Origin of the sequence: Arthrobacter sp. CAU 1506 (assembly GCF_005047635.1) — a bacterium.
GTDB lineage: Bacteria > Actinomycetota > Actinomycetes > Actinomycetales > Micrococcaceae > Crystallibacter.
The window spans coordinates 66,486-91,241 of the sequence record NZ_SUKC01000014.1 but is presented as its reverse complement, the minus strand read 5'-3'; the positions used below and the strand labels follow the sequence as shown (position 1 = coordinate 91,241).

General features: G+C 61.1%; 11 protein-coding genes and 1 pseudogene. 8 read left to right on the top strand and 4 right to left on the bottom strand.

Features of this window, described 5'->3' with window-relative positions; translation table 11 throughout:
* Positions 1-51: 51 nt before the first annotated feature.
* The 8 genes and pseudogenes from E4J89_RS15230 to E4J89_RS15195 all read left to right on the top strand — a co-directional run.
* Positions 52-2,085, top strand: coding sequence for an acyltransferase family protein (locus tag E4J89_RS15230; protein ID WP_276606350.1), 2,034 nt, complete (start codon positions 52-54; stop codon positions 2,083-2,085).
* A 5-nt stretch (positions 2,086-2,090) separates the two neighbouring features.
* Positions 2,091-3,170: an acyltransferase family protein gene (locus E4J89_RS15225; RefSeq protein ID WP_136786996.1), complete on the top strand. Its 1,080-nt coding sequence runs from the start codon at positions 2,091-2,093 to the stop codon at positions 3,168-3,170.
* A gap of 596 nt (positions 3,171-3,766) precedes the next feature.
* A complete protein-coding gene (locus tag E4J89_RS15220) occupies positions 3,767-6,253 on the top strand; it encodes a GH25 family lysozyme (protein ID WP_240691920.1) in 2,487 nt (828 codons plus the stop codon).
* A gap of 382 nt (positions 6,254-6,635) precedes the next feature.
* On the top strand, positions 6,636-7,742 hold the full coding sequence (locus E4J89_RS15215; protein ID WP_169304023.1) for a polysaccharide pyruvyl transferase family protein: 1,107 nt from the start codon (positions 6,636-6,638) through the stop codon (positions 7,740-7,742).
* Positions 7,743-7,751: 9 nt separating this feature from the next.
* Complete coding sequence (locus tag E4J89_RS15210; RefSeq protein WP_136786993.1) at positions 7,752-9,713, top strand: glycosyltransferase family 2 protein; 1,962 nt, start codon at positions 7,752-7,754, stop codon at positions 9,711-9,713.
* A gap of 413 nt (positions 9,714-10,126) precedes the next feature.
* Positions 10,127-13,291, top strand: a complete 3,165-nt coding sequence (locus E4J89_RS15205) for a CDP-glycerol glycerophosphotransferase family protein (RefSeq protein WP_169304022.1) — start codon at positions 10,127-10,129, stop codon at positions 13,289-13,291.
* Entirely contained in the window at positions 13,288-14,829 is a 1,542-nt protein-coding gene (locus E4J89_RS15200; RefSeq protein ID WP_205754507.1) for a CDP-glycerol glycerophosphotransferase family protein, read from the top strand. Before E4J89_RS15205 ends, E4J89_RS15200 begins: the two co-directional genes overlap by 4 nt.
* 190 nt (positions 14,830-15,019) lie before the next feature.
* Positions 15,020-15,324, top strand: a pseudogene (locus tag E4J89_RS15195) (transposase); the annotation flags it as partial.
* A 221-nt stretch (positions 15,325-15,545) separates the two neighbouring features.
* Here E4J89_RS15195 and E4J89_RS15190 read toward each other — a convergent pair.
* The 4 genes from E4J89_RS15190 to E4J89_RS15175 form a co-directional block, all read right to left on the bottom strand.
* Positions 15,546-19,190: a CDP-glycerol glycerophosphotransferase family protein gene (locus E4J89_RS15190; protein WP_169304021.1), complete on the bottom strand. Its 3,645-nt coding sequence runs from the start codon at positions 19,188-19,190 to the stop codon at positions 15,546-15,548.
* Positions 19,191-19,407: 217 nt separating this feature from the next.
* Positions 19,408-20,847 (bottom strand): bifunctional cytidylyltransferase/SDR family oxidoreductase, encoded by a 1,440-nt coding sequence (locus E4J89_RS15185; protein ID WP_136786989.1) that lies wholly within the window; start codon positions 20,845-20,847, stop codon positions 19,408-19,410.
* Positions 20,848-21,007: 160 nt separating this feature from the next.
* Complete coding sequence (locus E4J89_RS15180; RefSeq protein WP_240691924.1) at positions 21,008-22,786, bottom strand: endonuclease/exonuclease/phosphatase family protein; 1,779 nt, start codon at positions 22,784-22,786, stop codon at positions 21,008-21,010.
* A 201-nt stretch (positions 22,787-22,987) separates the two neighbouring features.
* A complete protein-coding gene (locus E4J89_RS15175) occupies positions 22,988-24,754 on the bottom strand; it encodes a CDP-glycerol glycerophosphotransferase family protein (protein WP_136786987.1) in 1,767 nt (588 codons plus the stop codon).
* Positions 24,755-24,756: the final 2 nt, after the last annotated feature.

The window sequence follows — 24,756 nt, the reverse complement described above, 5'->3', positions numbered from 1 at the left end:
ACCAGCCAGGATTCCGGCAGCGCGGCCCGCAGGGCCGGCTTTCGGCAGGACATTCAAGGCCTGCGGGCGCTCGCCGTGTCCATGGTCGTGGTCTACCATCTCTGGCCCGGGGCACTCACCGGCGGTTTCGTGGGCGTGGACGTCTTCTTCGTCATCTCCGGCTACCTGATGACGGCCCATCTGCTGGGCAGGCAACCGCGGACCGGCCATGACCTGCTTCAGTTCTGGGGCCGGCGCATCCGCCGGCTGCTGCCGGCGGCCTTCGTTGTCCTGGCCGCGACGGCGGTGGGCTCGCGCATGCTGGCCCCGCCCACCCAATGGGAGGAAATTGCCCGGCAAGTCATCGGTTCCGCGCTGTATGTGGAGAACTGGTTGTTGGCCAGTAGTTCGGTGGACTATCTGGCCGCGGACGACGCGCCCACCCCCGTCCAGCACTTCTGGTCCCTTTCCGTGGAGGAGCAGTTCTATCTGGGCTGGCCGGTGCTGATGCTGCTGGTGTTCGCGGCTGCCCGTCAACGACAGGTCCGACCGGCAGTGGCGGTCCGCTGGATGGTGGCGGCGGTCATTGGGGTTTCGCTGACCATCTCGGTGCTGGGCACCGTGGCCGAGCCTGCGAGCGCCTACTTCATCACTCCCACGCGAATCTGGGAACTGGCCGCAGGAGGCTTTGCAGCCACGCTGCCAGCGCTGGCGTCCACCCGCCTCCCGCAACCGACGACGGCGGCGCTTGGCTGGGCAGGCATGGCGGCAATCCTGGTGGCAGGGGTCAGCTATTCAACCAACACCCCTTTCCCTGGCTATGCTGCGCTGCTGCCGGTGCTGGGCACTGTATTAGTCATCCTGGCCGGATCTACCCGTGCCTACTCCCCCACGGGGATCCTGCGGCCCCGGCCGGTCCAGTGGCTCGGAGATGCGTCCTATTCGATCTATTTGTGGCATTGGCCGCTGATCGTGCTGTTACCTATGCTCATGGGTGCCGGCCTGCCGGTCCAGATGACCGCCCTTGCGCTGACGCTAGCCCTCTCAGCAGTGACGAAAACCCATGTCGAAGACAGATTCCGGCGGACCCTGCCCTCGGCGCGGCTGCTGCCCACATACCGTTTCGCCGCATTGGGCATGGTCATGTTGGCTGTTGTCGGCGGTGCCCAGTTAGCCGAGGTGAGCGTGCGTCAGGAATCGGCGGCCAGCCAACTGGCCGCCATTGAGCAGAGCCGGGACCCCTGCATCGGGGCCGGCGCTGCAGCACGGGGCTTCGAGCACTGCCCGCAGGATCCGCGGGCCACGCTGGTACCGGATCCTTCCCTGGCCAAAGACGATCTGCCAGACGCCTACCGGGACGGCTGCTGGGCGGTCAGCGACTTCGTGGACCGGCCGGTATGCCGCTATGGAAACGGCCCGGTGCAGATCGCGCTCGTGGGCAACTCTCATGCCGGTCAATGGCTGCCCGCGCTGCAGGCGTTGGCCGAGCACCACGGCTGGAGAGTCACTACCTTTTTGGCCTCTCGCTGCAATGTGACAGACGCACCGCTGGAGCTGGGCAGCCAGGCCAAGACCCAGAATTGCCTGGACTACGGAGACTGGGTCATGGAGCAGACCAAGGGCAGCAAGTTCGATCTGGTCATCACGTCCGAACGCCAGTCCGTCCCGGTGCAAGGTGAAAGCTGGGGCACCACGCAGGCGCCCGCCGTCGCCGGTTACGCATCATATTTGAGGCAGTGGGCCAGCGCCGGCACCAAGGTGCTGGTGATCAAGGATCCGCCCTACCCTGGAACCAAGATCAGCAACATCCCCGACTGCCTGGCCTCGAATCCGGGCAACCCGGCTGCCTGCTCCGGCACCCCGTCCAGCTGGCACTGGATGGACCCGCTGGATGAGGCGGCCCGCAAGCTCTCCCTCCCCGGCATCAGCCGGGTGGATCTGGACAAGTATTTCTGTGTTGACGGCGTCTGCCCTGCGGCAATCGGCTCCGTGGTTGCCTACCGCGATGGTTCACACATCACCGCAACCTATGCCTCGTCGCTCGTTCCGTACTTGGACAGGCCGATCAGCAACGCTCTCCGCGCTCCCCGCCCCGGGGACGGGTAGCCATCTTGGACCGGGACACGAATCCTCCGGTCGGTGTCTCCCCGGCCGTACCGGCTCCTGCGGGAAAAATCCGCCAGACCTGGATCGACCAGGCCCGCTGGGCGGCCATCGTGCTGGTCGTCGCAGGCCACGCCGCGGGCCTGCTGCGCAGCAGCAGTGGCTTGGCCCTGATGGTGTCCAACTTCGTCTACATGTTCCACATCCCCGTCCTGATCTTGCTGGCAGGCTGGGGAGCCCGGCATGCGGAGGCCAACGGTCGAAACCTGATGAGGATCTGGTGGCAACTGTTACTGCCCTACCTGCTATTTCAGGTGGTGGCCTTCGGGGTGAACTACCGATTCGAAGGCACCGTGCCGAGCTGGGTCTTTGCGGAGCAGACCTTCGGCCTCTGGTTCCTGGTGGCTTTGGCTGCGTGGCGGCTGGCGGGCCCTTGGTTCCGGGGACTGCGCGGCGCAGTCCCCGTGGCCGTTGTTCTGTCCTTGCTGGCGGGGATGAGTCCGGATATCGGCGGTTTCCTGTCCCTGTCCCGGGTTTTCATCTTCCTGCCGCTGTTCGTGGCCGGGCCATGGATTGTGGAGCGGGTGGCCGAGTGGCGCGCGCACCGGCCAATGCGACTGGCCGGTGCGGCAGTCCTTGCGGCCGGCGCCCTGGTTGTCGCCGCCCAGGGCAAGGGGTTCTGGCGCAGACCCTTCCTAGGCAACGCCGGCTACGAGGTGCTCAACCTCAACAGCCTGGAGGGCATGCTGGTTCGACTGGTGGTTCTGGGGGTCGGGGCGGCCATGGCAACCGGATTCATGCTGGTGCTGCCGGGCAGTCCGGGAGCACCCTCACGCGTGGGCTCCTGGGTGGCCGAAGCAGGCCGACACACCATGTATCCGTACCTGCTCCACCTGCCAATGCTGACCATAGTCGGAGCATCCACGCTGGTGCATGCGGGACCGCCGACGCTCCGCACGCTGGTATTCCTCGCTGCATCCGTGGCGTTCTGCGTCCTGACGGTCAGCCGACCAGTCCGGTTTCTGACCCAGGTACTGGTGGAACCCCACAACCTGGTCCAAGCCACGAAGCGTCTCCGGCACGCCTGACCCTTCGGTGTGCCCTCTGAAATCAGGCAGCAGAGCCGGGCGCACCACCTAATTTGTAAATTCTTTATATAAATTTGCTCCGACACTGAGCTTGGCCGGGCGTGGCGCGGATCCTGGTGTTAAGGTGAAGCGGTCAATCTACCCCGGCCCAGTCCTTTTCCTATCGGTGTCGCATCGCAGCGGTAAGGAAGCTTTGGAGCAGCTTTATGCGCAATCGCAACTTCTTGTCCGCAGGCGCCCCATCCTCACGCCCCAATCCGTCCCGGCTAGTCTCGACCCTGACTTGTGTGGCACTGGCGTCCTCCGCCTTGCTGATGGTTCCCCCGGCCGCTGGAGCCGCTGAGCTGCCAACGGGAAACACCATTCAAAGCCCGTTGGGTGAAACGGCCAACGACGTCCCCTCCGAACCGGCTGCAGCATCCGAAACGGAACCGGCAACAGAGCCAGCGGCCGAACCTGTCGTTGAACCCACTGAAACGAATATCGCGGAGCCCCCGGCTGATCCGATCGAGACAGAGGCAGCCGAACAAGATCCCGCCCCTGCCCCAACGGAACGGGCTACAAAACCTGCCGTCGAAGAACCCCTCAGTGAAACGATGCAGACGCTGCTGGATCCGGAGGCTGAGGTTGACGTTGACGAGCTCACGCAGGAACAACTTGATGGGCTGATGAAGGCCCTGCAGGGAGAAGACGGCGCCCAAATGGGGCAAGGCCTACAGCTCCGCCGGGAACTGGCCCAGCCGGAACAGCAAGAACAACTCGAGCAGAACCTCCTGCAGGAACTGGCACCTGACCTGGACGTTCTATCCATCGACCGGATGGCCGCGGTCCAGCCGCTAGCTGCACCGAACCGCAACAAGCCCCAGCCCAGCGGCATTCAGGGCATCGATGTCAGCAGCCACCAGGGAACAGTCAATTGGAAAACCGAGTGGAACTACGGTGCCCGCTTCGCGTACGTCAAGGCCACCGAAGCCACTACGTATTTGAATCCCTACTTTGGCCAGCAGTACGGCGGGTCCTACAACCAGGGAATGATCCGCGGTGCCTATCACTTCGCCATACCCAGCGTTTCCTCCGGGAAGGCACAGGCGGATTACATGCTGAGGAACGGCGGCGCTTGGTCTGCCGATGGAAAGACGCTCCCGCCCCTGCTGGACATCGAGTACAACCCGTACACGAAGCTGGGCAACACCTGCTACAACATGAGTGCCAAGCAGATGGTTGCCTGGATCAAGGACTTCTCCAACACCATTAAGTCCCGCACCGGCCGGGTTCCGGCGATCTACACGACGGCCGGCTGGTGGAACCTGTGCACCGGCAACAGCACCGCGTTCCGCGACCATCCACTGCACATCGCCGAGTACGGGGTCTCCTACCCAGATCCGATGCCGGCCGGCTGGACCGGCTGGGACATATGGCAGTACAGCTCCACAGGACCGTTCGTGGGCGACTCCAATGTTTGGCGTGGCAGCTGGACCGACCTCAAAAACTTTGCCGGACTCTACGACCGCAAGCTTCGCAATGCCACGCCCGGTGACATGAACGGAGACGGCAACGGGGACCTGCTCTCGCGGCGCACTGACGGGACCATGTGGCTCTATCCCGGCAACGGCAATGGCGGGTTTGGCGCGGCACGCCAGATCAGCACCGGCGGCTGGCAGAAATACGACGCAATTATCGGCGCCGGGGACCTGAACGGGGACAAGCTGCCGGACGTTTTGGCCCGGCATACCGACGGTTCCCTGTGGTTCATGGCGGGAACCTCCAGCGCCACCCTTAAGAAGGGCGTCGAGATATCGGCCAAGGGTTGGGAGAAGTTTCAGTCCATCTTGGTCCCAGGCGACCTGAACGGGGACGGTAAACGGGATGTTCTGGTGACGTTGTCCGACGGGACGGCATGGGTCTTCCCCGGCCTTGGCAACGGGCGATTTGGGTCCCGGACCAAGGTGGCGTCCGGTTGGGGGGTCTACAACCAACTTGCCGCCCCCGGGGACTTTAGCGGTGACGGCAAGGCAGACGTCTTGGGCCGACGTGCGGACGGTTCGCTCTGGGTGCTGCGAGGCACCCGGACCATCAAACTGGACGGCACTTTCACCACCGCCACGCGGGTGGCCTCCAAGGGCTGGGAGAAGTTCAACCAGATCCTTGGCCTTGGCGACAACAACCGTGATCGCAAGCCCGACGTCGTCGTCACCCTTCCCGACGGCAATCTCGGATTCTTCAGGGGCACGCAGATGAAGGATTCGACGGGAGTTAAGGGCCGGGTGCGCGCCGGTCAATCCGTCTGGCACACGTACGACCTTGTGTTGTCCGCCGGCGATCTCAACGGCGACGGGAATCCCGACCTCTTGGCGCGCAAGTCCAGCGGTTCCTTGTGGTTTGCCGCCGGAAACGGAAAGGGCGGTTACGGGGCCCGGGTCAAGATCGGAAAGAGTGGCTGGAACAAATTCAACCTGCTGATCGGTGTGGGCGACTACAACGGCGACGGCCGGGACGACGTGTTGGCCCGCGGGCAAAAGGGATCCCTGTGGCTCTACCCTGGGACCGGCCGCGCTGGCGCAGGCCAACAAGTGTTCGCCAAGAAGGTCCGGATCGGGAAGAGCGGTTGGAACAAGTTCAGCCACTTGCTCGGCGCCGGCGACGTCAATCGCGACGGCAAGCAAGACCTGGTTGCCGTCCAAAGTAACGGCTCCGCGTACCTGTACGCTGGCACCGGCACGGGAGGTACCGGGAAGAAGTCCCGGATAGAGTCTGGCTGGCAGAGCTACAACGCGATGGCCGCCACCGGTGACTTCACCGGAGACGGAGCCGGCGACCTCGTGGCGAGGAAGCGTGACGGCTCGCTATGGCTGCTCTCCGGGTACAAGACGTATTCCGCTTCAAACGGCTGGTTCGCCGCAGAGAGGAAGATTGCGTCAAAGGGCTGGGACAAGTTCAACCGGATCCTAGGAGTGGGGAATTTCAACCAGGACGGCAAGCCTGACCTGGTGGTCACCAAGTCGGACGGCTCGGGTTGGTTCTTCGCCGGAACTCGCTTCCAACACAGCGGATTGCTATCGCGCAAAGCGGCGGGCAGGCTGTGAGCTGGGGCCCAGCCGCCCGTTGCCTGATCAAAGCCCGTATATGATGGGTACTTGCCTCCGGCCCTTCGCACCGCCGGAGGCAAGTACGGACGGTCAATATTGAGGCCGCTGGACCAAAGACCGGCTCACCCTTGCCAGGCGTGATTGTTACCGCTGCCTGCTGCCGGCAACCGTAACGAGCGAAAGGCAGCACCTTACCGCCATGCAGATTAACGGCACGCCATCCGCTGTCTCCGCCCTGCGTACCCAGGCAAGGCGCTTGGTCCGTGCCTACGGACGGGTCACTGACCCGGACCCCCTACGGTCCTTGCAGAGCCAACTCGGACAGCGAACCACTGGGATGCCCGGTCTGGTCCGGATTAGGAGGCACTCCGAATCCTGTGTGTGCCTGGACTTTAAGGACGGCGCGCTCGCCTATGCCTTCGACCTACGGGTAAAGGCCCGCCAACTGGAACTCTCGGTGGTGGGCCGGGATGCCATGTCCAGGCGTGTGCTTCGCAGCTCCTTGGTAGGACTGGCTCCGATGGTCCGGGACCGGGGCGAACGCCACATCCTGTCCCGGTGGTCAGGCGGGCGCAGTGCGCGCCAGCGCCTCGTTCAGGAAACCTTGGCCAAGATGCGGTGGCTGACAGGCCTGTTGCAAACCTTGCCGCACGAGGCGGCTCCCGATCGGCCGGTCCCCCTCGACCATGTACTGACCTACTGGTGGGACCAAAAACCCAATTTCGGAGACGCCATTGGCCCTTGGCTGGTGGGCGCCATGACCGGGCGTCCGGTGGTCAACAGCAAGTGGATCGAGCCGCAGCAGCCTTCGCTATTTACCGTGGGCTCCGTCGTCGGCCACCTGAGCGTGCCCGGCCACAACATTTGGGGCTCCGGGATCATCAACGAGTTGGGCGCCGAAAAGGCCGGGCGCATCGGTCCGAATAAACCAGCGGCCATTCATGCCGTGCGGGGACGGCTGACCCGACACGAGCTCACCACCAAGCTGGGCTGGGATGTCCCCGAAGTCTATGGAGACCCGGCCCTGCTGCTGCCGAAGTTCATGGAACCAGCCCAGTCGAAGCAAGCCGGCAAGATCGCCATTGTGCCGCATTACTTACACAAGCCCTATTTCGCCGGAGTCACGGATCCGCAGCTGAACGTGGTCAACGTTGGCAACGGGCTGGAGCGCGTGGTGTCCCAGATCGCTCACGCGAGCCACTGCATTTCAACGTCCCTGCACGGCATCATCATTGCCCACGCTTATGGTGTGCCGTGGACTTGGCTGCGGGTCGGCGATCACATTTTGCACGGGGATAACTTCAAGTTCGAAGACTTCTTCAGTGTGCTGGCTCGCGATGAGGTCACCGAGGCCATAATCGGCGCCGAACAGATCGCGAAAACGGACTTCGTGAAATTGGCCCAGGCGGCCAGACTGCCCGCCGACACGCTCAGCCCGGGGCCACTGCTGGATGCGTTTCCCAGCACACTTTCCAGCATGAATTAGAGGCAACTCGTGACCACGCCCACCATTTCCATCGTCACCCCCACCTACAACTGCCAGCCCCTCCTTCAGGCAAGCCTGGAAAGCGTCTTTACTCAGACCTTGCCGCAGTCCGAGATCGAAATCATCGTGGTGGACGACGGCTCCACCGACGGCACCTGGGACTACCTGCAGTCCCTGCGCGCGGAGCATCCGAATCTGGTGGCCCTGCGGCAGGAGAACTCCGGCAGGCCCAGCGTGGGCCGCAACCGCGGCCTTGCCACTGCCACCGGTGAATTCGTGTTCTTTTTGGACTCAGACGACTGGTTCTCCCCGGAAGCCTTGGAAAAGATGGTGGCCGCGGCCCGCGAGCACGGATCCGACGTCGTCGTGGCGCTTGCCGTGGGTGACAATCGAACGGTCCGGCAGGCCTCTTACCTGAAGACCGTCTACGACGCCGATCTGCTCGACGACGGCGCGTGGCGGACACTTTCCCCCTGGAAGCTTTTCCGCACCTCACTCGTCCGCCGCCTAGGAGTCGAATTTCCGGAGGACATGGTCCAAGGCGAAGACCAAGTCTTCGTCGCCCAGTGCTACCTCGCCGCCGGCAAGGTCTCCACCTTGGCGGACTACGACTACTACCACCTGCGCGGCCGCGAAGACGGCGGCAACGTCTCCAAACAACGGCAGTCGCTGCAGAACAAACTGTTGACCACCACTCGGATGGCCCAGATTATCGTGGCGAACACGGAGCCCGGCCCGCGACGCCAGAGGTTCTTCCACCGCGTCATTTTCCGGACCCTAGCGCCCGGGCTAGGCAAGCCGTTCATGACCGCCGCTCCCGACGAGCAAGAGGAATTCCTCAACCGAATTCAGCAGGAAGTCCTGCCCGGCATGGGCAGCGAGGACCTGGCAGCGGCAAAAGACAAGTCCAGGCTGCGGCTGGCGGTGGCCCAGGAGGGGACCGTCGCCCAGTTGACAGACCTCAACGAGCGGTTGGCGGCGCGGCCGTCCTATGTCGCCGAAGAAGGCAGGCTGCACTACGATCTCGGCCCCGAACTCAACGTCCTGGTCCCTGTAGAACTGCGCCGGGTCAGGGACGCAGCCAAACTCAAGCACAGCTTCGATGGGTTGTGCAGCACGACCGCCGGGCTGGAGGCCACATACCGCATTCACACGCCGTTGTCCGAAGTCCCCGGTCTGGACCTGCAACCGCCTGTGTTGAAGCTGGTGACTCGAGGCAGCTCCCCCGTCACGGTCAGCGTGGCCGGCACCGCACTTGACGACCAGCGCTGGCAATTCGTTGTTGGGGCGGATCTGCTCGCCCAAGCGCCGACGGTTCCCGTGATCTGGGACGCCCACTTGGTGCTATCGGACAACAGCGGACAGCTAAGTTCATCCCGTGCTACCTATCCCCGCATTAATGAGGCGACCCAAGCCCGCGCCGTGGCGCTATTGTCCCCGGACGGCGCAGCCGCCTACTTGGAGGCCTACTCCACCGCTCATGGCAGCCTCAGCGTGCGCCAAAGCGGGGCGCCGAAGCTCACGGCGATCACAGTCGCCGGTGGCGATGACCATCTAACGCTCACCCTGCCTAGGAACAGCGGGAATTTGCGCTCTGTTGCGCTGATGACCGCGCAGGGTCATTTACAGCTCCAACATGAGTTGTCTCCGGAGGGGCAGTTGGTGGTCCGGATGCCTGAGGCTTCCAGTCTGTCGGCTGATCGGGCGCCCACCATGGACGGCGTGGGCTTGCCCAGGCTCGCCCTGGAGATCGAGTGCGAAGCGACGAGCTCTCAAGTGCCGCTGACCCTCGCTGAGGGAATGCTGGTCCCGCTGCAGCCTACCGCCGCCCCGCAGGGTCCTGCCGCCGGGTCCGTTGCGCCCCCACAGGCGCAGCGTCAAGATCGCACCCGTCCTTTGTCGAAGCGCAGCGCAATCTCCGGGCTGCTAAACCGGCTCCGACGCTCAAAGCGACACGCACCCCGCGGGTGAGCGCCACGTGGCTTCACCTTGCCTAGAATTCCCCCAACTGCCCCCAGTGAAAGCTTGACATGGCACTGATATCCGCTGATGAATCCGAAACGCTTCCCAGCGCCCCGCGAGTCCTTCGCGGCCTGGCCGGCGAGACAGCTTATGCGCTGGTCCTGACGCTACTCGCCGCCGCTGCCACCACACTGGCGGTTTCGGGCGGGTCCGTTTGGCTGGCAGCGGCTGTGCTGCTGGCGGTTAGTGTCGCCGGTATTGTCCAGTTGGCAGTGCCGGGTCTGAGGCCTGTCCAATCGCTGGGACACCTCGCTGTCCCCCGGACGGCGGCTATAGCAGCTGTATCCCTGCTCCTGGTGCAAGCTTCCCCATCGTCCGCGGGCCGCTGGACCGCAGCGCTCACGGCAGGTGCAGTTTTAGGCATGATGCTGCTGGAGCCGCTGCTGCTCCGTGCTGTCGGCGCGCGGCAGGCTTTCGCAGCCCATTTGCCTGGCGTCTCCCCTGTGCCCAAGCTGACCAACCATGCCCACACCTATGTGATCGGCTCCTTCGTATTGCCGGGCTGGGGCGCGGCGACCGCTGCGCTCGGATGGCCGGTCTGGCTCTGGAGCGCCGCCACGGTGGCGGTCCTCGGGATCTTTGGTGCCGCCGGATTGAACGCATACCGGCGGGCAAGGGCCAGCCGCGCCATAGAAAGCAACCTCGGCACGGCGCTGCGGCAGTACGCCCCAGACTTCATCATCTACACTGCCCGGCCCGATGATGCGTCCTATCAGGTCGCCATGTGGCTGCCTTACCTGCAGCGGACCGGCAAGAAGTTCATCATTGTCACCCGTGCGCTGGTGCCTGCCGAGGCTCTTGCCGAATTGACCGATGCCCCCGTGGTCATGCGCCGGCGGGTCGCCGACTTAGACGACGTGGTGGTGCCAAGCGTCAATGCGGTGTTCTACGTCAACGCGTCCTCAGGCAACGGTGCCATGGTGCGGTTCCATGAACTCACGCATGTCTATTTAGGGCACGGGGATTCGGACAAGCCCCCGTCGTACAACCCCACGCACGGCATGTACGACAAGATCTTTGCCGCCGGCGAAGCTGCCACCCGCCGCTACGCCGAGCACGGCGTCTCGATACCCCAGGACAAGTTCCAAATCGTCGGCCGCCCGCAACTGGAAAACGTCCAGCCTGCCCGGCCAAGAGGCGCCAATGCTCCGGTGGTGCTCTATGCACCCACGTGGCGGGGACATGTGGAGGAAACCTTCTTCCATTCGCTCCCGGTGGGAGAGAAGATTGTCCGCTCGTTGTTGGATCGCGGCGCCACTGTTATCTTCCGTCCGCATCCGTTCAGCTACGAGTTCCCTGAAGACGCCGCGATAATCCGCAACATTCAGGAACTCCTACGAGAGGACGCGGAAAGCACCGGGCGGAAGCATCTCTGGGGCGCTGAGGCGGAGTCGGTTCGCGGCATCGTCGAATGCATCAATGCCTCCGACGCCATGGTTTCGGACGTCTCGAGCGTGGTCTCGGATTATCTGTATTCCGGCAAGCCATTCGCCATGGTTGCGGTGAATTCCGTCGCGGAAGACTTCGTCCTCCAGTACCCGATCGCCAGAGCTTCCTACGTTCTCGACGGCGGTCTGGCCAATGTGGACCAGGTCCTGGACTCTTTATTGGGGTCGGACGAGATGGCCCGGATCCGGTCAGATTTGCGCTCCTACTACCTGGGCGACTTTCCCGTCGAGGGCTACACCGACGTGTTCATCGAGGCGGCCCGCCTCGTTGCGACGACGCGGGCCAGCCACACCGTCCCCTCAGCCGCGGCGGATCCCGAGGTCCAGGCGACCCCGGCCGAGGATGTCGGCGCGGCGGGCGAGGAGGAGGCCCACCTGACCTCGGGGCGTCGGCGTTTGCTCGCCCTGCTGCGCTTCGTCCTGCCCGCCCTCGGGGCGGTCATCACCTGGTGCGCGCACATTTTGGTCGCTCCGGCGTGGCTGACCTGCGCTGCTGGCCTGGCTACAGTGGCAGCGTCATTGCTCTTCCACCGGCGTGCCCTGCAGCGCCGCCGAGCACTCAATGCCATGCTCGGCAACGACCTCGCCCCACGTGCCCTGCTTGTTCTGGCGCTCCTGCTTCAATTGGGATGGCCAGCCTGGACTGGTGCCGCCGCCTGGGTGACCGCCGGCCTCTTCTGCTGGCTGGCGGCCACCACCCTGGAAGAACAAGCAGCAACTGCTTGGCGTCCTCGTGGATTGGATGCGCGCAACCTGCCGGGAGTCAACACGCAAGGTCACGAGATTCTCCCTCGCGGCAGTGTCGCGGTGTTCAGCCTTGTAGGTCTTGTCGCGGGCTTCGTGACCGTGTTCTTTGGCGTCGGAGATGCCTACATCGCTGCCGGGGTGACGGCCCTGCTTCTACTGGCATTCACCACCAAGATATTGGGCGCCGGTTGGTGGCGCAGTTACCGGAACCTGCGCCACGAGACGGAGCTGCCGCAAATGGTAGAACGGCTGGCTCCCGAATTTGCCCTCTATTTCGGATCCAACGTTGGCGCCGGCTACCAAGCAGGCATGTGGCTGCCCTACCTCGACAGAATCGGACGACCCTACATCGTCATCACGCGAACCCTCCGGATGATGCGTGCCATCGCTGCGCTGACGGATGCCCCGGTCGTCCACCGGCCGACGCTGCGCAGCTTGGAAGAGGTCGTTCCGCATAGCTTGAAAGTCGCCTTCTACGTAAATAACGCGGTCAAGAACACTCACTTCATTGAGCGCCGCGAAATGCGCCATGTCTGGCTCAACCACGGGGACTCGGAAAAGCCCGCCTGCTACAACCCGGTGCATGCCATCTATGACCATATTTTCAGTGCCGGACAGGCTGGCGTGGACCGCTATGCACGGCACGGCGTGGAAATTCCGGCGGAGAAATTCCGGATCGTGGGAAGGCCGCAGGTGGAGGACATTCAGCGCCGCCACGGAGCGCCAAGGCCGAACCCGACGGTGCTGTACGCCCCGACCTGGCGCGGCCCGTACGCCGACTCGGCCGTGTACTCGCTACCGTCGGGACGCGGCATTGTGCAAGGTCTGTTAGACCGTGGCTGCACCGTTATTTTTCGCGCGCACCCGTTCAACTACCGTTTTCCGGAGGCAGCCAAGTGGATCGCCGAGATCGGCGAGCTTCTGGCAGCAGACTCCGCAACCACTGGTCGGCAGCACCTCTTTGGGAAGGCGGCAGAGCAGGACATGAGTGTCGTGGACTGTTTCAATGCCTCAGATGCAATGGTCTCCGATGTTTCTGCGATGGTTTCGGACTACTTGCAGTCCGGCAAACCGTTCTCCATCGTTTCCGTGGGTCGTACCATTGCGGAGCTGGAGGCGGAGGCCCCGGCGTCGCGGGCTGCCTATGTGATCGAGGAAGATCTGGGGAACCTGGACCAAGCGTTGGACAATCTGCTCGTCCATGATCCGTTGGCGGCGCAACGGGAAGAATCCCGGGTCTACTACCTTGGCGACTTCCCGGCAGGCAGCTACGCGGACGGATTTTTAACGACCGCTAGAGAGCTCATCGACGCGCCCAGGCGGCCGTTGTGAGAGGCGCCCTTCGCACGGTGCTACCCCTCACGGCGGGAACCCTGGTGCTCGGCGCTGGGGCCGGCGTCCTCGCCGCCTCGCTCGCGCTACAAGGCTCGGCTGGGCTGGGATGGGTGCTGCTGGGTGGGGTCGGAACGGCTCTGAGCATTGTACTGGTCCCTATTACACACCGGGTTCTCGCGGTCCACCATGTCACCGCGTACGGCCTGCCCGGCGTCAAGCTGCCCACAGCCCCTCAGGTTTGGGTTCCTAGCGTCCTGGCCGGGGCCAGCTTGCTCGGTACCGCGGCGATTCTCAATGCCGGGTGGAGCGTGTTGTGGTGGATTTTGTGGCTAGCCGCCATCGGTGCCGCCATGGCCGGCGTCGCAGGCTACGCCTTCTGGCTAGCTCGGCAGCGACGCGGTCGCTGGCCCTCTGTACAGCAGGCCTTGGACAATCACGGCCCACAGTTCCTGATCTACACCGGACGCAAAGACGGTGGAGCCTACCAGATCGAGCAGTGGCTGGGACCTTTGAAGGACCTCCAAGTCCCCTTCGCCGTCATTACTCGGCACAACGAAGCCGCAGATTCGCTGCACAAGCGACCGGCGCTGGCTGGTATACCGCTGATCGCTTGCCTGAATACCGCAGAGCTGGACAAGGTCATAGCCCCCACGGTGCGTGCGGTCTTCTACGTCAACTCGGTGGCGTCGAACATCAATATGGTAAGTTACCGGAATCTGACGCACGTCTACCTCGGGCACGGGGACTCTGACAAAGAAATTTCCGCGCATCCTGTCCATGCCATGTACGACAAGATCTTCGTCGCAGGCCAGGCCGCCATCGAGCGTTACCATGCCAACAACGTGCTGATCCCAGAGGAAAAGTTCGCCATCGTCGGACGACCACAGCTTCGCGGGGCAGAACAAGGACCCCGAACACGCGGCCCGAACGAGCCGATCACCGTGCTTTATGCGCCGACATGGCTTGGCTATAACGACGCTTCCACTCTTAGTTCGCTTGCGCAGGCCGGCCCCTATATAGAGCGACTTCTAGCAGTCGGAGCCCGGATCATCTTTCGCCCGCACCCGTTCAGCAGCAAGTCACCCGAGGAACGGAGGCTTGTAGCAGGAGTGGACGAACTGCTAATCCGTCACCCGGGGCCGCACATGGTTTCCATGGATGCCCGGGCGGCTGACCTCATGCGGTTGTTCAATGATTCGGACGCATTGATCACTGATGTCTCAAGCGTCTTAGTGGACTACACGGTCACTGATAAACCCATCGGCGTCATTGTCCAAACAGATGAGGGCCAGGTGGAACGCTATCCCTCCTTGCGGGCCGCACAACTGCTGCACTCCCCCACCGACGCGGATGACCTGGTCAGGTGCGCTCAGCTCGGACGTAATCCACGCAGTGAACACGCAGCCGGATACCATGACCCATCCGGTACGTTCGAGACCGCGGTCAGGGAAGTTCTAGCCGCCGACGCCACTCCTGCCCTAGCCACGGTGCCAGCTTCTACCGTGGACACGGAAGCCATTACGTCGGAAGGCTGATGCCCGAGAGGAGAAGATGCTAGCCGACGAGATGGACCCCGGCGACCCACCAGGTTCAGGTTCACTCGCCGCCTCCGAATCAGCCCAAGCCCCCTACCTTCTTCGTGGGCCCTGAATTAGGTAAGAATCAGGATTGGTGGCCTGTCGGCCCCGGCATGATGCTGCCCCCAGCGTTCATGATCCGGCGGGCCTGACATCCATGCCGGCGGTCGGCGTCAGGACGGAAGCAGGATCATCACCGAGATCGTCGGCAAGGAATTCGCCTCCGCAGGACATCTGGCATCCTACTCCGGACTCGCTCCGGTGACCTGGAGATCGGGTACTTCGATCCGGGGAGATCACCCGTCGAAGAAGGGCGACAAAGTCCTCAATCGCGCCAAGGGCAATCGCCAGAACCAAGCCCTCATCGCCATGGCCGGACGACGCTGCGACGTCCTCTCCACAATGCTCCGCGACATGACCCTCAACGAAACACCCCAGCTCAAGGCAGTCTGACCCCATGACGAGGACCAAAGGGATACCTCCCCATGGTCCTCGACTGAACAACCTGACGCACACCGACCGGGAAGACTGCGATGCATCAAACGCTATCGCGCCCGACGCGGCTGCCAGAGGGAAGGCTCGTCACGGCTGCCTCGTGCTGAGCGAGCCAGGGACCGTGAGGTCGATGTTGCAACGCGGTCAATGAGTACGTGTCCCATTGGCTATTACAACATTCAACGTTGACTTAGCCCAACTGTCGCCTCATCCCTGGCCACCGGAGTGGGGGAAGAGAATACAGCATCAACCAGCCGCGCAGCGGCGTTGCCATCTTCAAGACAAATGAAGTCACGGCGGAAACGTTCGTAAGAATCTTGGTACTCCTCCTCGATTCTGTCGAGGCTCCTCAGACTTGCAATCACTCCCTCCGTAGTTGTTAGCTTTGGCCCCGGGGCCGTCGGCTCATATTCGAGCAGCCAATCCCGCGCCTCCCTGTAGCGTTCTAAATCAGGGACGAAGAAGAGCATTGGCTTGCCTGTGACACCGAAATCGAACCTTAGCGAAGAGTAATCGGCGATTAGCACATCAGCAGCCAAGTAAAGGTCCGCAACGTCAGGGTAACGCGTGACATCTATGACTTGCTCGGGAATGCCGAACCGGCTTCCCGCACGAACGCTGGATACGTGACCTCGAACCATTATGGAATATTGCGGACCCAACTCCGCAACGAGGCGTTCCATGTCCAGTAACTCCAATACTGGAGCACTTAACTCGTTCGATGCAAGGTAATCACGATACGTTGGCGCATAGAGAACTGCAGTTTGGTTGGGCGCTATACCCAATACTTCCCGGACAGACTCGCGTCTATCGCTGGCGGAACCCTGCTGCAGAGAGTCATTGCGCGGATACCCGATCTCCAGAACCTTGCCATTGTAACGGAACTCTTGCACAAGCAGAGGTGTGGCATAAGGAGCCGGAGAAACCAAATAATCCCACTCAGATGCCCGCTTGTCGAACGACGCAACTCGTGCACGACTGAAGATCGAAGAAAGTCGCTCCCAGTTTGTGTGACCCATCTCCTTGAACGGATATCCATGGAAGCCTTGTATAACCTTTTGATGGGGAGACTTCTCGTGATATATCGGCTGATGGACGTTGTCCATCACGTATTCGGCATTTCGCAGCAGCTCGTACCACTCACGACTTTCATAGATCACTGGTATTCCACCATCGGGAACCTCGACCGAATGGTCTGTGACGGCCCAGTAGACCTCTACTCCTGCATTGCGACGCATCAACTCTTGGTGCACAGCTTTAGCATTGCAAGCAGTGTTTTCCCCATAGTAGGAACGGAAAAGCGCGGTTGCCCAACGAGGGTTGGGGGTTAGTTGCTGATGCCAGAGTTGTAGTTCTCGTTGCTGTCTCGCGCCCCGCTCTTCCGGCCGAAGGGGGCGCAACACCACGAATTCAAGACTGCCATTCCTGGACCGCTGGAGACGACCATGCAATGAACCGCTATCCTGCACGATGGGGAGCTGGGCCAGAAGTTCTGGAGAGGTTTCCAGTTGGCACAAATCGCCATCGTCGGTCGAAAGCTGTAATCTGTAACGCCCCGGAGGTAGCGGCAGCGAGGCACCTCCCCAAACTGAAGTGCGCAAAGAAAGCGAAACGGTGTCTTGCTCCAGGTTCGCTTCGATGTTTGTGCGGGGATTGACATCATTCATCAGCTTTACAACACTGGCTTGCTCCGAATGGCCCCGGTGGACTGTTAGTACCAGCCGATCCTCTTCAAACTGCGCACTCTCGAATCGGACCGTGGAAATCCATTCTCGGAGGCCGAGGTTACCCGCCCTAGTACGAAATGCAGATAGGCCTTGATGCGAGCTTGATTCGCCATATGCCTCACCATCTTGCCAGGCAATTGGAGACCGGCGTCCGGACATCCGCACCATCCGAACAAGCCAACTGCCCATTGCTCTAGATTCGCCATCCGATGTCATCGGCCGCGGCAGTTCCAAGATCGCACTCACGGTGTCGTCTGAACGATCGACCGGACATTCCACGGTAAAACCGGTCGGTTGGTGGACAAACAAAAACGATTTGATTTTCGGCGCCTCAGCTGAACTGACAGTCAGAGAGACTCTCCGGGCGTCAACAGCATAGGTTCGCAACTTTGCAGAAGGACGGTGTACCGAGAACTCAATGCCACCAGCAACGTAATTCGGCATTACGCGGAAGCCATTATCGAGCTCGCTAGGAGTCAGGTACCCGGCAGAAGAATGCCGATCTATACCTGTGAGAAGAACCTGTTGCCGGAAACCAGCAGTTTCGACTCGAACTTGCAGTTGCCATTTTGAACGATGAAACTTCCCTCGATATAGCTCATTCGTGAACTTTACAGTCGCGCTGAAACCAGAAGCTTCGTAATTGGACCACTTATGTTTAGACCGTGCACTCGTCTCCGGATCGAGACGCTGATGGGTCGGCAAATCGATCTCTTCGCCAGTAGCCGAATTAACCAATAGACAAGTCACAGTTGTTTCTTCATGGGACAGGTCGATGTTGTCGATATATGCCCACCCGTGAATCGTCATTGTTCGTACGTCCGACCACCATGCGCGAGTGATGGTCGGAATCACCTGACGCTGACGGGGCAACAAAGCGTACTGGCTGTCAGGTATTCCAAGGGCCGCATCACGAAACGTGGGTAGACAGCAAAGCAATTCGCCAGATTCGACGATACTAGGGAAGTTCTTGATATTCCCGCCGCCGGAATCGAAGAACTCAATAAAGCGATTGCGCTCATTTCGAAGCACTAATTCGTAGGCTACTCGGTGTTGTGGCGGTATGTTGTGCCACATGTAGGGCTTGGCCTGGGACATGAGCCACGAAATTCCCTGACGCAATAGATCCCAATATGCTTCGTCGGCGCGGACTGCGGCAGCCACTGAATGGGGAAAGTCATTGGAGACTAGTTGAGCAACACGATCTTCTCTGAGCGATGCAGATCCTTGCTTTCCGAGGATTTTCAGGCTCTTCCTTGCAGCTCGCAATCGCTCCGTAAGATCCGCAGACGTTGCGATCTGCTGGGTGATGGATGTTCCGTCCTCGCGTTGCCTCCATCCAACGTACGCTCCGGACAGGATGTCGATAGATTTTGCTTTCGCATAAGCACTCGCTGATACCGGCTGGTCCTCATATTTTTCGCCTACGGGGAAATGAAGGCCGGCACGATCCCAAAACTCCCGTCTGAAGACCTTGCTCCAAACGACTGCATTAACCAGGACACTAGGGTGCTCTTGCGCAGCGACTTTTAGTCTAGTTTCTGCATGCAGGTCACGGATCCAAGACGCGGCTTTCCACTGCCGTGTGCTGTTGAATCTGTAATAGCCGAAAACGGCGAGGTCTGAACCAGTGGACTCAAGGCTACTAATGGTAGTCTCGTATGCTTGTCTGGCAATAATGTCGTCCGGATCTAGAAATCCGAGATACTTACCTACTGCGTTCGCGATCCCAACATTTCTGGCTTCGCTGGGCCCGACGTTGTCATCAAGGCGAATGACCCTAATCCGTCTGTCCCGAACGGCTAAAGATTCAGCTATCTGGGCAGAATTGTCTGTGGACTTATCGTCCACGACGATAACCTCAAGATCAATCAGCGACTGTTGAATGATAGAGTTGAGGCTCTCTTCGATGTACCGTTCGACATTATGGACAGGAACTACGACACTAAGAATCGGCCCTCGAAGTGCTGATCGCCGAATGGCCACATTGTTGGAGTAAGAGGCGCTGCTTTCGCTCCCCTGCTTAGCACTCTTGGCGTTGGCGCGAAAGGCATCAAGCCTCTTCACCAATCTGCCCTTCAACGTGTTCATGATCATCTTTAAATCCTTAGTTCCTGCACTAACCATGAGTTGGCATCACACTTAGCGACAACCACTCTTTTCGGGATAGCGTTGCTTTCCTGCAGCCTATTCGGCATGTTCACTTGCGGACCTGATCGGCTGCTCTCCACCTGACGTCCCCACTGCCGAGCGCGAGCGGTCGTTGCAGCGATTGCACCGGTTCGGCAGACTCGGCGGTAGCAGCCTCAACTACTCAGGCTTGGTCTTGAATCGACAGTATGTTTTCCATGGCCATCGGGTCACTCTTGCGGACGTCGATCACGTGGCCTGTCTTTAGGGAAACAAGAACGTCAAGGGAGGCTTGGGCAACAGTCTCCGACTCTAGAAGTCCGGTCGGATCTTCCGCTCCGAAAGCTTTCGTCCGCATTGGAGTCCCAGTGCGTTCCGGGTTGACACAGTTGACGCGGACGCCGTCTTCGGACCATTCGTCAGCCAGGGCTTGCGTGAGGTTTACAGTGGCGGCCTTGGCAGAGCTGTAGAGACTATAGCTAGCCCGCCCGCGGGTATAAGAACTCGATGTAAAGAGAAGAAGAGACCCGCCGGTCTTCTTGAGTTCTGGGTAGAAGGTCTGGGCTACCAGTACCGGACCGATGTAATTGATCTCGGTCGCCTCATAAATGGTCTCGTCCGAGGTTTCACTCAGTAGCCCACGCGGAAGAACGCCAGCAGTGTTGACCACGTAATCTACGCGTCCGGTTTCGGCGAGGACTTGATCTCGGGCCGCAATCAAGTCCTCACGACGATTCACGTGGGTCTTGGTGGTGGATCGGGAAAAAGCTTTGACCGTAGCCCCGTAACGTGCGGCCATAGCAGCGATGTCGGCACCGATGCCGTAGGAGCCGCCGAACACCACAACGGTCTTGCCCTCCAGGGCTGCCCTGTACCCCTCTTCGTTCAAGGGGGCCTGCACATCATTGCTGGTGAGCTGGAAGAGCTTGTCCGCGATGTAGATGTCGATCGGCTCGGTGACCTTCATGTTCCGGTCGTCGCCGTGGACGACCGCCACCGGGACATCCGAGTTGTATTTCAGCACGACCGTGCAGTCGTCCGTAGCTGCGAAATCCGGATCCTTGGCTGCTTCAGCGTAGGCCGACCGGATGACGCTGAGCTTAAACGCCTGCGGGGTCTGGCCGCGGCGCAGCATTGCCCGCGGCGGGACCGAACTGATCACGGGGTAGCCGTCGACCTCGGTGCCTGCCACGGAAATGATGGTATCTGCGGAAGGGATGGCGACATCGACTGCGCCGTGCGTATCCAAGGCCTTGACCACGTCGGTGACGATGCGCGGTGAGAGAAGGGGGCGAACAGCGTCGTGAAGGATGACATTGCACTCCTCGTCATCCAGAGCAGCTAGGGCCCGCTGCGTGGTGTCGTTGCGGTTGTCAGCGCCTTCGAGAATCTGGGTGACCTTGGCGAAGTCGTTGCGCTTGACAATCTCTCGCACCTTGTCCAGGTATCCAGGAGTCATCATGACCAGGACCTCGTCAATGGCGGGATGACTGTTGAGGACGTCGAGCGTGTGTTCCATGATCGGACGGCCAGCGATTTTGATCAACTGCTTGGGAATATTCAGGCCCACACGCGACCCGACGCCTCCGGCTAGTACAACTGCAACGTTCCGTAGCTGAGACAAAGACTTACTCCTAATTAATCAATTCGTTGGGCGTCGCCCGGAACAGTTTACCGGCTATTCACATGCCACTTTGCCAAGGCGTGCGGGTCCTTCCCGTTCCGCGCCGTAGCCTCCGACGCCTGTGTGTCGAACGCGACTGACCAGCAGGCTGCCCCGATGTCTACCGGGGCAGGGTCACGACCGCCTTAATCGCGTGGTGATCCGAAGGAATCGTTCCCACAAACTTGCCTGTCTTCGGATCAATATTCGCGACGAGCTCCCACTTCTTCACTGCCACGTCTTTGGAGACCAAGACGTAGTCGATCTGGGTGCCGAACGTGCTCGGTGGGGGATTCTGGAAACCATGGCTGCTGTTGAAGTTTGCCTTGGTTTGGGGGACGTCGAGCCCAGCGGTGTCCGCAAAACCCCCGGCCAGGAACGTCGAGACCGGTTTGTGTCCTCCGTGCGAGTTTAGGTCGCCAAGGAGCACGACGGGCAAGTCTGCCAGCTCTGCGTTGTTCTTCAGCGTGCTGAGAATAGCTTTGACCTGAGCGGTCCGTCGGTCCTCGTAGACGCCCCGCTTAGTGATTCCTGATGAGTAGAGATGAGTATCCACGGCCGCGAAACGAACACCGCTCCCGTCACGCTTCTCGAAGACCTGCCACGAAGCGGTGTACCCGCTCCCCCGGTTGTCCGGGTTGGGCAGGCTGATGCTGCCGCCCTTCCCGATTGGCTTCACGGTAGCTGTCTTGTAGAAGATGTGGTTGCCGTCGAGCTTGTATTCGTCCTTCCAACACCCGTCCTTCTTGCATTGGCTGTAAGAGTAAACGCCGTCCGTTCCGGTCAGCGCACGTTGGTAACCTTTCGGAGCCAAGGTCCGGCGAAGGTCCTCCCATTGGGGTGTGACTCCGTCTCCGCCCGGATAATTATCGGAGGCATACGCTTCCTGCACACCCACCACGTCTGCCCCACTGCCGGCAATCGTGGACGCAATGGCCGGCTTGCGGTTGTTCCAGCGGCGGCTGCTCACGCCGTCGTCATACTTCGCAGACTTGACGTTGAACGACATCACTGTCAGGGGAACGCCAGCACGGAGCGTCGCCCCGTAGACTGTTGCGCTGTACGTACTGCGGACGACGTTTTCCTTCACGCCATTGACAGCCCTAACCTGGAAGTAGTACTTCTTGCCAGATCCAAGCGTGTTGAAGGTCAGTCGGTTGCTGCCATCGGTTGTCTTCAGGGTTTTCACGTTGGTGGTGAAGCCGGTATCTGTGGCAGCCCTGACTTCATACTGGCGGGCGTTCCACGCGGTGTTCCAACTCAGCGTGGCACCGTTTGGCGAGGTCCCGACCACCTTCAGCCCCTGGGGCACGGACGTTTTCAGATTGGCCTCGAGCTTCGGCGAGTACCGGACGTTCTTGGTGTTGGACTTGTTGAAGGCCAGGATCCGGTAGAAGTAGCTCTTGCCCGGCTTGGATGCCTTGAAGTTGGTATCCAGATACCAGTCTTTGCTGGTCTTCACCTTGACCAGGTTGGCGCTGAAGTCCCGCTCGGTCGAGCGCCAGATCTCGAAGCGGGTGGCGTACTGCGGCTTTTTCCATTTGAGAGCGATGCTGGTTCCGGACTTGGGCACCACTTTGATGGTGGAGAACTCGCGCGGCCAGAAGCAGTCCAGCGTTACCTTCTTAACGGCCGAGTAACTGCCCGAAGCCGAACCCTTGTTTGCCCTGACCTTGAAGTAGTAAGTCGTGCAGTTCTTCAGACGAATGGGCTTACGGGTGGACTTGCTGGTCTTGAAGTGCTGGACTCCCTTGGTGAACTTGGCATTGGTTGCCAGCTTCCCCGTGTAACTCGTGGCGCCAGCTACCGGTTTCCAGCGGAAGACGAAGCTCTCGAAGTTGATCTCAGTAACGGTTACCCCTGTGGGCTTCGCCAGTGCCGCCGCTTGGGCCGCAGGCATCGCCACTTGGACCGCTCCTCCGGCCAGGAGCACCGCAATCAACAGAGCCAGGATACGTCGTGCCACATTGCTTCCTTGTAGAGCCAGAGGGATATTGGAGCGGCGAGATTAGATGCTGGACGTCGAGCAGTAACCTTTAACCGTAGCGCGATCTTAGTCGCCGAGTTCGCAAAAGAGAACCTGTGACGTACAGGCGTCCCGCTAACCCACTGAGGACTTGGCAGCTGCCACTCCGTCGATGATGGCCAAGGAGGCCTCGACGAAGGGCTCAGCTGCCTGAGGACCGATAATGTCGCCCAGGCAGTACCGGCGGCGATCGGCACGCTTGGCTGCCAAGGGGTCGGCGCCCAGCAGCCCCTCCAGAGCCGGCGTCAGCGTGGAGAGGTCCTTCTCGATGACGTACGCAACCTGTGCCGTCGGGAACTCCCGCAGGAACGCATCGCCGCCGGACGTGATGGCTGCCATCGCGAATGGTTTGCCCGAAGCCAAGTACTCGGAGGCAATGCTTGAAACATCCGTGACCAAGGCGTCCGAGAGGTTGAAGCAACCAGCGACGTCGAGGTCCTTCTCGGCGGCGCGACCGAAGACATGTTTGCGTCCGGAGGTTTGGGCATCCTTCCGCAGTAGCTCATGGATCTTCAGCACCTGCTTCTTATCGGCAGGAATGCCGTAGCTCAACGGGTGCGGACGGAAGACCACCGTTGCGCTGCGTGCCAAAAGCGCTGTGACGATCTCGGGGCCGATGGGCAGGGACGAGTAACTGGTACTGGGACGACCGCCCTGCCACGTTGGAGCATAAAGCACCGTCGGCTCGGCCGGAACGATTGCATCTTCGCGGAATTCGATGTTTTCGACCTGCGGCCGGCCGACCAATTCGAACTTCTCCCGCGGAATATCGATGCCGTGGGTCGCGTAGCGGGCCACCCCCTGCTCCCCGCAGACGAAAAGCTTGTCGTAGGTCGCGTGTCGGGGGTGGAAATTTGCTTCCTTGTCCGAGTCCCCGTGGTTAAGCCAGATGTGGGTCAGCTTGCGGTAGCGCTGAAACGCGGCGTTACCCGGACTTCCCTGGACGTAGTAGGCAGCCTGCAGGGTAGGGACAACCAAACGGTCCAGAGCGCCGACTGCACCTTCCATGACGCTGACAACTGGTGCGGAGGTGAGGCGTGCGATGACCGGTACCGTCGCCGGGTTCTTGGTGATGACGACGAAAGGTCGATCCAGCCGTTCCAGGTACGGAAGCCACATGCCCAGCTGGTACTCGGCGCCTTTCAGCGCGGCATAGTAGACGGCGAACTCCGGCTTGTGTGACTTCAACAAGCTTGGCAGCCGGTCATAGTTTCGTTTGCTAACGGCCAGGGAGACGAAGGCGTAGTTCAGCACCCGGAAAACAGGTACCAACTGGGCCAGCCCCAGAATAAACACGATCCACCCGGGAGCCCGGAAAACGGCCAGCATCACGGCCAGCCCGATGATCGCCAATGTGTTGCGGGTGATGTTGCCTGCGGCAAAGGGGCGCTTGGGCGTCGCTGCCGCGCCCGGCAAGTTCGCCGCTTGCTGCCGCTTTCCGCCCAGGATGCGCTTGAGCACAGGCTCCTGCAGTACGACGATGGTGGTCAGGCCGAGCGCCGCCCAACTCCATGCCGCGCTGTCCGGGACAACACGGGCGTAGAAGCCCGCCGCAGTGATCGCCAACACGACGCGCAATGAAACGTAGGTGGCCAGAAGCCTCCCGCGGTTCACACGCCGAAGGGAGCGGCGCTTTAGCCAGAGAATGACCAAGTAAGCCAGTCCGGCGACTGCCGTACCGAGGAATGCTTGCGGGATGGACGAGGATGCGAGCACCAAGGCGCAGCCGGCGACGGCCAGTATGCCGAGGACGAGATTTGACGCCAGGCTCTTAGTATCGCTTTTCAGTGTCTTGAGGGCGGTGGCGAAGCCAACCGTCAGCTCGTTTGTAGCAGCGGCCATCT